Consider the following 3,022-nt stretch of genomic DNA (forward strand, 5'->3'; position numbering starts at 1 on the left):
CACGCCCCCGACGAGCTGCTGATCGCGGTCTGCACCGGGCCCGAACGGCGACTGACCTGGGAGTGGGTGAAGTGGCTGCCGCACGCCCACCATCCCGCCCGTACCGACGCCCTCGGCCCGATCCGGTTGGTCAGCAGCGCGGCGACCGAGCTGGAGGGGCTGCTCGACGAGGTGCTCGGCAGCCGCTCCCGGTTCAGCCCCGCCGGGCCCGCCACCGACGGCCCGCACGTGGTCGTCGTGCTCGACGGGGGCGACCTGGGCGGCGCCACCGACCTGGCCGGGAGAGCGGCATCGACGCGGTCACGGTCATCGACCTGGAGACGCCGCCCCCGCGCCTGTTGGACCGGTACACCTGCTGTTGGAGTTGCGGGCGGGCCGCCTGCACTCGCACTCCGCCGAGGGACACGCCGAGGTCGGCGCCGCCGACCGGCTCGACCTAGCCGACGCCGAGGCGGTGGCCCGCCGGCTCGCGCCGTTGCGACCGGCGACCGCCATGCGCGGGGGTGATGCGGCGCCGGGTGCCGACCTGGGCCTGCTCGACCTGCTCGGGTTGGGCGACCCGGAGAGCTTCACCGCTGAACGCGGCTGGACACCCCGGCCACCGCGGGACCGGCTGCGGGTACCGATCGGAGTCGGCACCGACGGCGGCGCCGTGGAGCTGGACCTGAAGGAGTCGGCGCAGGACGGGATGGGCCCACACGGCCTGCTGATCGGCGCCACCGGCTCCGGTAAGTCCGAGCTGCTCCGCACGCTGGTGCTCGGGCTGGCCGCCACGCACAGCTCCGAGCAGCTCAACTTCGTCCTGGTCGATTTCAAGGGCGGCGCCACCTTCGCCTCGTTCGACCGGCTGCCGCACACCGCGGCGGTCATCACCAATCTGGCCGACGCGCTCCCGCTGGTCGACCGGATGGTCGACGCGATCAACGGCGAGCTCGTCCGGCGCCAGGAGCTGCTGCGCCACGCCGGCAACTTCGCCAGCGTGCGCGACTACGAGCGGGCCAGGGCCGGCGGCACCCCGCTCGCCCCGCTGCCGTCGCTGCTGCTGGTCTGCGACGAGTTCTCCGAACTGCTGTCGGCGAAGCCCGACTTCATCGACCTGTTCGTCCAGATCGGCCGGCTGGGCCGCTCGCTCGGCGTGCACCTGCTGCTGGCGTCCCAGCGCCTCGAGGAGGGCCGGCTGCGCGGGCTGGATACCCACCTTTCCTACCGAATCGGGTTGCGGACGTTCTCAGCGCTGGAGTCCCGTACGGTGCTCGGGTGCCCGACGCGCACGAGCTGCCACGCTCTCCCGGGCACGGATACCTGCGCTCCGGCACCGATCCGCTGGTCGTCTCAGAGCCTGCGTGAACCGGTGCTCGTCTGGGTCCAACGCGAGGTCCAGGTGGTCGACGTCCGCACGGTGTGGCCCACCGAGGCGCAGATCTTCGTGCACTACTCCGACATGTTGCCGCTGTCCGCGAAGATCGGCCGCGACGTGCCCGCCGAGCTGCGGCGCATCTTCGTCGGCCAACCCACCGGCCTCGCGCTGGCCTACGGTCCCAACGCCGCACCGAGGCTGCGTGAGCGGCTCGGCCCGACCGACCCGGCCACCGCGCCGGCCGACACCATCCGGGCCGCTTCGGCATCGACAGCCTGCGCGCCGCGATGGCCGAGGGCCGCCTGGTCGACAACCTGATCCACAGCTCCGACACCGTCGAGGTCGTACCCCGCGACTTCGGCATCTGGTACGGCCCCGGCGCCGCGCACCTGCTCCGCGCCCCTGCGACCCCTTCCGGAGGTACCCGGTGACCAGCACCGCCGCACCGACCTTCACGTCCGGCCCCCGGCTGCTGCCGTCATGCCCGCCGACCAGCAGGCCGACCTGGACCCCTACATGGCGCAGGTCGTCGGCTACCGCAAGTCTGGGCTGAGCCTCAACCACATCATCGGCTGCCCCTGGAGTGCGGCTACTGCGTACGGCACTTCTGGGGCAACTTCGAGGTCAAGGTCCCGCACCTGCTGATGCCCACCGACGAGGCGATCGACCGGCTCGTCGGACACGAGGCGTTCCGCCCCGACGTCACCCCGATCCAACTGTTCAACAAAGCCACCGACCCGTTCCTGCCCGGCGTCAAACCGCACCTGTTCCAGGTCCTGCGCGCCATGGACGCGAGCGGCTTCACCAATCACGTCCTGCTGATCACCCGGTTCAAGGTCACCGAGGCGGACATGGCCGCGCTGGAGAAGCTGCGGCACCTGCGGGTCACGCTGCTGTTCACCTACTCCGGGATCAGCGACCCGCGCGTGGAGCCGATCTCCAAGAGCGAGATCACGGTGACGTCGATCCGCACCGCCGCCGCGCACAAGCGCCGTACCGGGTGGTGCTGTACTGGCGGCCGATCGTGCCCGGCTGGAACGACGCCCCCGACACCATGGCGCACGTGCTCGACATCGCCGCGATGCCGACGCGATCGTGTTCACCGGCTACTACCACAAGCCCGAGAACGCCGACTACCTGCGCGGACTCGGCGTGCCCGTGCCGTTCGGGGAGGACTACCACCGGCGCAAGACCATGCCCGCCGACCTCGACGCCGCCGTGGTCGCCGCCTGGCGTGCCTCCGGATCAGCACGCCGCTGTTCCGCAAGACGAGCTGCGGCGTCGCCTACGCGCACGAGGTGGCCGACTACAACGGCCACTGGGGCGTGCGCGAGCTGTGCGACATCTGCCCCGCCGCCCAGCAGCGGCGCTGCGCCGACGACCACACCCAACCCACCCCGGCCAGCATGGACCGCATCCTCGGCCAGCTCGGCTACCAGACGCAGTACGTAATCGAGGACGGCCACGTGTGGACCCACGGCCTCGGCGAGCAGCGCCGCTACGCCATCCAACACGGCCTGCGGTACCAGATCTGGAACTCGACCAGCCCCACCACCTGCACGCCCACGGCCGATCCCTCACCGGACACGGCACCGACGCCACGCAGGTCGAGGCGTTCACGGCGGTGCGCCGGCAGTTCGAGCAGGAGGCGCGGTATGAAGATGA

General features: G+C 71.5%; 2 protein-coding genes and 2 pseudogenes. All 4 read left to right on the plus strand.

From position 1 onward, the window contains the following. Positions 1 to 1,329: pseudogene (gene eccCa / locus QTQ03_RS28910) on the plus strand (type VII secretion protein EccCa); the annotation flags it as partial. Positions 1,330 to 1,351: 22 nt separating this feature from the next. After that, positions 1,352 to 1,675, plus strand: a complete 324-nt coding sequence (locus tag QTQ03_RS28915; protein WP_289281154.1) for a hypothetical protein — start codon at positions 1,352 to 1,354, stop codon at positions 1,673 to 1,675. Further along, complete coding sequence (locus QTQ03_RS28920) at positions 1,645 to 1,788, plus strand: hypothetical protein (protein ID WP_289281155.1); 144 nt, start codon at positions 1,645 to 1,647, stop codon at positions 1,786 to 1,788. Before QTQ03_RS28915 ends, QTQ03_RS28920 begins: the two co-directional genes overlap by 31 nt. Next, positions 1,785 to 3,022, plus strand: a pseudogene (locus QTQ03_RS28925) (hypothetical protein); the annotation flags it as partial. The gene QTQ03_RS28920 and the pseudogene QTQ03_RS28925, both read left to right, overlap by 4 nt.

The sequence above is a fragment of the Micromonospora sp. WMMA1363 genome, assembly GCF_030345795.1.
GTDB lineage: Bacteria > Actinomycetota > Actinomycetes > Mycobacteriales > Micromonosporaceae > Micromonospora.

Excerpts from the sequence above, each read along its gene's own strand:
- QTQ03_RS28920 (WP_289281155.1), top strand. The coding sequence starts at position 1,645 with ATGGCCGAGGGCCGCCTGGTCGACAACCTGATCCACAGCTCCGACACC.